General features: G+C 68.9%; 10 protein-coding genes. All 10 read right to left on the bottom strand.

The window, feature by feature from the left end; translation table 11 throughout:
- Positions 1 to 740: 740 nt before the first annotated feature.
- Complete coding sequence (locus tag ACZ7DL_RS38520) at positions 741 to 1,901, bottom strand: site-specific integrase (RefSeq protein WP_470781660.1); 1,161 nt, start codon at positions 1,899 to 1,901, stop codon at positions 741 to 743.
- Positions 1,901 to 2,083: a helix-turn-helix domain-containing protein gene (locus ACZ7DL_RS38515; RefSeq protein ID WP_468610881.1), complete on the bottom strand. Its 183-nt coding sequence runs from the start codon at positions 2,081 to 2,083 to the stop codon at positions 1,901 to 1,903. The genes ACZ7DL_RS38520 and ACZ7DL_RS38515 overlap by 1 nt, the downstream gene beginning before the upstream one ends.
- Positions 2,076 to 3,380, bottom strand: coding sequence for a replication initiator (locus ACZ7DL_RS38510; protein WP_470781658.1), 1,305 nt, complete (start codon positions 3,378 to 3,380; stop codon positions 2,076 to 2,078). Before ACZ7DL_RS38510 ends, ACZ7DL_RS38515 begins: the two co-directional genes overlap by 8 nt.
- Before the next feature lie 132 nt (positions 3,381 to 3,512).
- Positions 3,513 to 3,758 (bottom strand): SpdD protein, encoded by a 246-nt coding sequence (locus ACZ7DL_RS38505; RefSeq protein WP_470781657.1) that lies wholly within the window; start codon positions 3,756 to 3,758, stop codon positions 3,513 to 3,515.
- Positions 3,759 to 3,772: 14 nt separating this feature from the next.
- Positions 3,773 to 3,967, bottom strand: coding sequence for a hypothetical protein (locus ACZ7DL_RS38500; RefSeq protein WP_470781655.1), 195 nt, complete (start codon positions 3,965 to 3,967; stop codon positions 3,773 to 3,775).
- 10 nt (positions 3,968 to 3,977) lie between these two features.
- Entirely contained in the window at positions 3,978 to 4,169 is a 192-nt protein-coding gene (locus ACZ7DL_RS38495) for a mobile element transfer protein (protein ID WP_053708302.1), read from the bottom strand.
- Between the two features lie 11 nt (positions 4,170 to 4,180).
- The gene (locus tag ACZ7DL_RS38490) at positions 4,181 to 4,762 is read right to left on the bottom strand and encodes a DUF2637 domain-containing protein (protein ID WP_470781653.1); all 582 of its coding nucleotides are present in this window, start codon (positions 4,760 to 4,762) and stop codon (positions 4,181 to 4,183) included.
- A 79-nt stretch (positions 4,763 to 4,841) separates the two neighbouring features.
- Entirely contained in the window at positions 4,842 to 6,218 is a 1,377-nt protein-coding gene (locus ACZ7DL_RS38485) for an FtsK/SpoIIIE domain-containing protein (protein WP_470781652.1), read from the bottom strand.
- Positions 6,218 to 6,574, bottom strand: coding sequence for an SCO3933 family regulatory protein (locus ACZ7DL_RS38480; RefSeq protein WP_356341287.1), 357 nt, complete (start codon positions 6,572 to 6,574; stop codon positions 6,218 to 6,220). The genes ACZ7DL_RS38485 and ACZ7DL_RS38480 overlap by 1 nt, the downstream gene beginning before the upstream one ends.
- A 314-nt stretch (positions 6,575 to 6,888) precedes the next feature.
- The coding region (locus ACZ7DL_RS38475; protein ID WP_470781650.1) for a helix-turn-helix domain-containing protein at positions 6,889 to 7,915 on the bottom strand (1,027 nt) is incomplete at its 5' end.

Genomic DNA, 7,915 nt, shown 5'->3' with positions numbered 1-7,915 from the left:
TTCGGGACGAAGAGGTCGTGGGTTCAAATCCCGCCACCCCGACAGCCAAGTAGCAGGTCAGAGGGCCCTTACCGATTCGGTGAGGGCCCTCTGGCTTTGCTGCGTGTCTAACTGCGTGACTAAGCTCCGCGAACCGCTCATGGCACTCGACACGAAATCCGTGTACGCCGCCGCAGTGATCAGCCTCAGCGAGACATCTTCCTCCGGTACTGCCATCGCTCATAGGCGGTGTATGCCGCAGCAATGCCGACACCAGCCCCCAGCCACAACCCAGCACTCTTGTAGCCCAGCGGTGCACCAACGAAGGTGCCGATCACAGCCACCACGACTGCGAACTTGCCGATGCCCTCGCATGCGAACCGCCACCCATCGCGCTCCCACCTGGCCTCACGCCAACGTCCATGCAATTGGGCTGCGGAACAAACAGCACATAGCTGCAGGATGTGCTGGCTCATGCCAGCTGTGCCGACACCCACCATCGCGACGGTCTTTGCGGTGTCCTCGCAGTCCTCAACAAGGTAGTGCGGGTGCGCCAGCCGACATGGGCACTGGCATTCCCCCTCCCCCCACGCTCGGTGATGCAGGTCGAAGCCCTCAGGGCGCCAAGTCGTACGACGCCGCTCGGGTCCGTCGGGTAGGTCCGGCAACATGTAGCCGTCCAGGTCACGTGGCATGGTCCCCCCTGGGCTGTGCCGTGAGTGCACGCTGTGGAGCGCAGAGCGTAGCGACTCCGACTCACGTCAGTGGTCGGTCTCAAAGATCCTGTCCATGACTACCGCACCCGTCTGGATCACGGGCCGGATCTGCTTCCGGTAGACCTCCTCTGTCACGGCCGTACCCGAGTGCCCGACGAGCCGCGAGATCTCCTCTAGTGGCACACCCCGGTCGGAGAGCAAAGACACGAAGCTGTGCCGCAGCTCCCTCGGCGTCCACTCGTCGGCGTTGATCCCGTCGATGCCCTTGAGCGCCTGGCGGAAGGCACGGCGGACGTTGGCGGCATCGAGAGGCTTGCCCACGGCCGAGGAGAAGACGAGGCCGTGTTCCTCCCACTCCTCATCGGCGGCGAGCCGATCCCATCCCTGATCCTCGAACTGCTGCCAGAGAGCGTCCACGCAGCGCGCCGGCAGGGCGAGCGTGCGCCGGGACTTCCGGGTCTTCGTGTCCCCGCTCCTCCGGACCGACCGCCAGACCGCGATGTGCGGAGGCTGCGGCGGGTCGAGGTCCGGCCGGCCCTTCAGGAAGACGTGGTCCCAGGTGAGGGCCCGCAGTTCCTCGGTGCGGGCCCCGGTCAGCAGGGCGACGACGATGTACGCGTACATCGAGGTCCCCTCGGCGCCCTTGAGCACAGCCTCGGCCTGAGCGAAGGTGAGCGCCTTCGACGGGCGCCCCGCCTGCCCCTGGGGCACCGAGCACAGCTCGACGACGTTGCGCTTCACCTTGTCCCGCGCCATGGCCCGCTTGACTGCACGGTTGAGACAGGAGTGGATTCCCTGGAGCGTGCGCGTGCTGAGCGTCTTCGCCTTGGTGGCCAGCCAGCGATCTACGTCCTCCGCACTCAGCTCGCGCAGCTTGCGGGCGCCGAGCGAGGGGATCACGTGCTTCTCGCTCAGGAGCGTCACGGTTTCCACGGTGCTGGGGTCGAGACCGGCCAAGCCGTACGCCAGCCAGTCCGTCACGGCGTCCTTGACCGTGTAGTTGGTGGGTGCGATGGCAAGGCCGTCTTCGTGGTCCCGCAGCACCTCCTTGAGCTTGTTCTTCGCCTCCGTCTTGGTCTTGCCGCTCCCCCGCTTCACGATCCGCTTGCCACTGGGATCAAAGCCGAGGTTCGCCGTGGCGATCCACCGCTGTCTCTTCTCGTCCCAGTGCAGACCGCCGTCACCGCGACTCCGCCGCTTGGTCATCAGGCAGCACGCTCCATCTGCCCGGCAATGAACTCTCCGAGTGCGGAGGCGGGGATGCGCCGACACCGCCCGATGGACACGGAGGGCAGACGCCGGGTGCGGATCAGGTCGTAGACCGTCGAACGCCCGACCTTCAGTCGAGCCATGACCTCGGCCACGGTCAGCAGCTCGTCGTCACGCATGCGTGGGTTCTCCTTCTGTTCCGGGGGCGGGTTCGAGTGAGGCGGTCAGCCAGGTCTCGGCGGCGCTGAGGCCGGTGCCGGCGAAGACCCAGTGGGCGAGGACGAGGGTGGTTTCGCCGTCCTGCGGGACGGCCGGAGCCGTCTGGGCGCGGCGCCATTCGGCGCGGGCGTCGCGGAGGGCGCCGAGGGTGGTGGAGTAGCGGCGGGACTTGGTGGAAAAGTGGCCGCGGAAGCCAAGCATGTGAGCCCAGGCACGGAGCCGGAGGTCTGCCAGCTCAGGCCGTGCGCCGAGGGTCCAGGCGGTACGGATCAGGCGTCGGGCGTGTTCGGTGATGCGGGCTTGGGCCAGTTCGGCGAGGAACCTGATCGGCCGGTCAACGGTGCCGGTCGCGGTCTCGGCGCCCTTGGTGGCGTACTTGGCGATGTATGCCGCCACGGCTCGCTCGGTCAGCTCCTGGCCGTCGTTGAAGTCGGCGGAGCGGATCGGGCGGACGTCGAGTTGGCGGCCGAAGACGAACGAGTGTGACCGGCCATCGCTCTCCGGGCCGTCGACGCGTGCGGCAGCGGAAGCGGCGCGGATGGCGTCCGTCAGCAGCTCGGTGGTGGCCCAGGCCGGCGGAGGTGTGTGGCCGCCTTCTGGGCCGTCTAGGCGGATGACCGCGTGGAAGTGGACGGCGCCCCGCTTCTGGTACTCGGCGACCTTGGCGAACGAGATCCGGGCATGCTCGCAGAAATCGCGTTGGGTGAGTCCAGCGCGCTTGGCGACCTCGCGGCGGAGGTAGATCGAGAAGCGCCGCCACAGGGCTCCGGCGTGTGCGTTCCAGAGCACGGCCGCTTCGTAGTCGTAGGTGTCCGGGTCGAGGGGCGAGCCCAGGGCAGGATCCGCTTCGTCGTGCCGGATGCCGCAGCGGCAGTCACGTCCGCCGGAGGGGCGGTTGTGAACCGGCCCGAAGCCAGGGGCGGTGAAGGTGGCGAAGACACGCGGGTGTGTGCCGACCTGTTCCGGTGTGCCCTTGCCGCCCCGGAGACCTGCGGTGATCAGGTGGAAGGTGTCGCGGCGATAGGTCTCGGCGCAGGCCGCGCAGCGGGTGGCGCGGCGGTTGTTGCAGCGGACCAGGAGCTGGCCGGCGGGCAGGGTGCCGGAGTCGAGGTGGTGCAGGACGCGGCCGATCTCACCGGTCGTGGTGTCGACCTGGTACTCGGTGCGGTGGCCGTCCAAGCGTACCGGGTTGGTGCAGCCACCCAGGCCGGAAAGTTGTCGGGCCAGCTCCGGCATGGTGCCCAGCGAGGCCAGCATGGAGAGTTCCGCCAGCGGGGGCGGAGTCTGCCGGGTAATGATGGGACTTCCTTTCGGCTGTTGAGACGGTCGGGAAGGAGCGGCCCCGGGGCGACGGGATGCTTGGCGGCTTGTTGTCGCCCCGGAGGCCGGTCAGCGCTTGTACGCGTTGCTCATGAGGGAGCGCAGGACGACGGCGGCGATGGCCACGGACACGGCCGAGACGGCGACCGCGGCCAGGAGCGCGGTGAGGACGATCCCGACGACGACCACGGTGGCGACCACGCCCACGTAGGGGGTCAGGGGGCGGCTGGCGTAGCGGGCCGGAGCTTGGTTCTGCTGAGGCGTGACGGTCGTGGCCGGCAGGGTCGGGACGTCAGGGAGCTTGGGGCGGAGCATGGCGGACTTCCTTGTCACTTGTGGGTGCCGTTGACGACGTCGACCCCGGAGCGGGTGCCGGACTCGATGGCGGGGGCGAGGAAGGTGTGGGAGAGCCAGAAGCCGAACAGTGCGATCACGACGGCGACCCAGAGGCGGACACCGAGGAACTTGATCGCGGCCCAGGCGATGACTCCCAGGGCGAAGACGAGCGGGAGCGAGACGGTCACAGGGGTCTCCTCAGCGGGCGGCGCAGCGGTGGGTGCGAGCGGCCAGTTCGGCGGCGGCACGGCTGTCGTAGTCGGTCGAGAAGCCGCAGCGCGGGGCCGTGCAGGCTGCGGTGTGCTTCTCGCGGCCCCGGCCGTCGTAGTACGTGCCGACCTGGACGGGACCTATGCGGACGACGTTGCGGAAGCGCGGGTTGGCGGGCATGGAGGCTCCTTTCAGAGCTGTGCGGCGATGGCCTCGGCCAGCGGCGCCGGGACGCCGAGCCGGGCTCGGAGAGTTGAGGTGTCGATGACCGCCCCGGTCCGGGCACGGTGTTCGGCAGCGATCTTGCGAGCGTGGGCGACGAGGGCGGCCGGTACCGGTACGGGTGGGAGTTCCGGTTGTGCCTCGATGACGGGCTCGCCGTCCTGGTCCTCGGCATCAGCGGCTGTCTTGGGTGCCGAGTGCGCGAGGAGTGTTCCCCCGAGGAAGGCGACCGCAGGCCAGCCCGCGACGAGGATGCGCAGCCAGGCCGGGACGTCGCCGAGATCAAGGAGGCCGGCGGTGGCGACGTTGGCGCCCAGGGACGCAGTGAGGGCGATGACGAACCAGCACCAGGCCGCCGTCTTCGCGACGCCGGAACCCAGTCGACGCCAGGCAGCGACCAGGAGCAGATCGACGGAGACGGGGTAGGCCCACGCCTTCCACCCGTCTTGCCCGGCCGCCGAAGCGACGTCATGCAGGTGGGCGAAGGACAGGGCGGCGGCAATGAGCGCCTGAACGAGCACCGCGTCCACGCGGGCCAGTTGGGCGCGCATGATGCGGCTCCTTCCGATTTCGGACGTGCCGGGGTAGGGACACGGCGCGAGATGGTCACGCCGGCCGGGGGGAAGTGGGTCAGTCCGTCGCCGGATGCGGACGGACAACCGGTGAGGCTGTCCCGACCTGCTGCACGGGGGCGTAGGGCCGGAAGCGGCTCAGCGCAGGCACGGCGGGGACCAGGTGTGCCGACGCCCGACAGACCTGGGCAGCATCGGCGAGGGAGAGGTACGGCGTGCGGATGCGGGACCAGCCGCCGGAGGTGTCACCTGCCACGGCCAGGCCGGGCCGTTCCGGGGCGATGGAGCAGGCGGCCATGACCGCTTCGGGAGCGATGTCACCGAGAGCCATCTTCGCGGAGGCTTCGTCGTTGACGCGGTGGCACACACGGCCTGTGAGCTGGGCGCGGAGCATGGTTGCGCCCTTGCCCAGTTCGGCGCCGAAGCGCTGCCCGCAGACCTCCAGATAGATGCCGGCCGCGCGGCCGAGCTGAGCGAGCCGGATGAGCTGGGTAACCATCTCGTCCCGCCGCTCTTCATCCTTCTTCGTGGCGACGAGGAAGAGTTCGGCAACCTCGTCCACGAACAGCACGATCGGCACGGGACGTTCGCTGTCGGGCAGGCCCCAGATGTCGGAGGTGATCTCCTCATCCGGGGTGTTCGGTGCGATGCCCTGCCGGGCTTTGACCAGGTCGTACCGGTCTTCCATCTCCTTGACCAGCACGGGCAGCAGCTCGGCCGCCTGCTCGGGGTCGGTTGCCAGCGCGGAGAGCCGGGCGGCGAACGGCGTCAGCTCGACACCGCGCTTGCAGTCGATACCGACCAGAGCGACCGGCTGAGGGGCGAGTCCGGCCACCAGGTGCCGTAGGTACATGGACTTCCCGGACAAGGTGGCGCCGAGGGTGAGTTGGTGGGGAATGGCGCGGTAATCGCGGACGAACGCGGTCGCATCCTCCCTCAAGGCCACCGGCACCCGGAGAAGTCCACCGCCGCTCCGTCGAGGCATCCGCACCTTCCGCAGGACGTCGAAGCCGACGAGCCGGAGTTCCACGACACCCGGCTTGACGTCCCGCACGTACACGGCGTGGACGCCCCAGGCGTGCCGTAGTCGCTCCGCCGAGGCGGCGACGTCCGCCGGTTCCTGGCCGGGAGCCAGCCGCAGCCGGAGCCGCAGGCCCGTCGACGTGGGCCGGATGATGCCTCGGCGCGGAGGCACGGGCCGAACCTCACGTCGAGTCGTTGCCTTCACGGCAAGGGCCCGCAGCCTGGACGGCTGCACCGTCAGCCCGCACGCCTCCATGACGGAGCCGTACGAGCCCAGGAGTCGGGCCGTCGATAACGGCAGTCCGACCGTGGACCAGTAGATGCCCGGATGACGAGTCCGGGTGTAGGCGGCCCCACCGCTAAGTGCGGCGAAGGGGCCACCCACTTCCAGCAGCGTCGTCCAGTCCGACATCAGGCGGAGGCCCCGACTGCTGCCGGGAAGGCGGCCGGCGCGACCGCAGCCGCCCGGTAGGCGATGCCGTGACGCTGCTGGCCGTTGAAAACGGTCTCCCACGGCCGAGCCACCAGGCCCACCAGCGAGACCGGGGAGCCGAGGGACAGTCCCTCGGTAATGCCGCTCTCGGGAACGGTGACCTTGATGAGCGAGGACTCGCCGTCCTCGATGTAGACGACGCCGATGGTCATCAGCGCCTCACCGGTGTTCGCATCCTTGGCGATCTCACCGGTCTGCCGGTCGCGCACCTTGGGCTCCGGAGCCTCGGTGAGCAGGATGGTCGCCGCCGACGTCTCCACACGGATTACACGCACAGAACTGCTCTCCCTTGCGTCGCACCGTAGGCACGGTGCATTCAGTGATGAATGACTACGCAACGGGAGGTTGACCTCATACCGACTGGGCGCGATACGCTCCGAGAGCGTTGATGCCAAAGACGCACCCGGCCTGAGTGGGCTGCCTCCCGCTCAGGCCACATCTGCTTTCTGTGGCCCTTTCACTCACGCACCGGCGCAGGTCTGCCTTCCTGCTCCGGCCGTTCGCATGCCCGCACGCCAACTCCGCTGGACGCGAAGGGGCGTGCCGACGCCAACCACAGTAACCCGCACTCCAAGTACTGTCTAGTACTTCAGGTACCAGTCCGTACTTCGTGTACGCCCAACTCTCCTGCGAGGGCTCGCAGCTCCTCGGACGGGGGCTGGCTCATGGTCAGAAGATCAGCCACGAGCTGCTTGACCATCGGCAAGGACCGCACCATCTCGGGCGACTGTTCCCGCGCTTTCAGCAGCGCCGATACGGCGTCAGCAACCTGGCGCCGCTGGGCGTACGCCCTGGCCACATCGATCTGAAATCGCGTCTGCCGTTCAGCGGACAGTCCCGACGCGTCGACTGCCTGCGCGGCCCGAAGGGCGACGCCGGCGTCTCCGAGGTCGACCGCGACCGACACCTCGTGCAAGCCGACGTTGGTGGGCCCGAATTCGGTGTTGTAGTCGTTGCGCCCATCACCGACCTGCTCGGCCATGGCGCGGGCATCGCGGAGGAAGTTGTACGCCTCATCGGCCAGGTTCAGCCGAGCGGCGGCGACCGCCCGTTGCAACGTCAGCGCACCCCGCAGCGCCACCGCCTCGATCTGCCCGGACTCCGCCAGGGGCTGCAAGGCGTCAGCCGCACTCCCCGACGCCTGAGCCGCCTGCTCGAAGTGACGCGCACCGAGGAAGACGATCGAGAGCCGGAACTCACCGGCCGCCATCAGCAGGGGGTCACCGGCTCGCTCGGCGGCGACCACGGAGCGGTCAACGGCGATCCAGGCCGCCTCCGGCTCTCCCAGGTTCGCGAGCGCTCCACTGCACGTGTGATACATGACCGCGAGCAGCCGGAAGAGTTCGGGACGCTCGGCCTCCGACACCGAGCGGGTGGCCGACTCCAGCCGAGGAACGAGCCCTTCGAGCAGCTCGGCCAAATCGGCGTAGTTGCCTTGATGCGTCAGCGACCAGGCGCGGTCAACCTCGGCGCGGAGCGCGGGCACATCTGGGGATGCGTCCTGCCGGCCGAGGATCGCCTTGAGCGAGTGCGCCGAACTCAGCACCAGTCGCAGCCGACTCGCGCCCGGCGGCTCCCCTTCGGCCACGGACGCGACGATGGGGGCCTCGGCCGCG

The organism is Streptomyces sp. NPDC036984, assembly GCF_055607665.1.
This window is presented reverse-complemented; position numbering and strand designations above follow the sequence as displayed.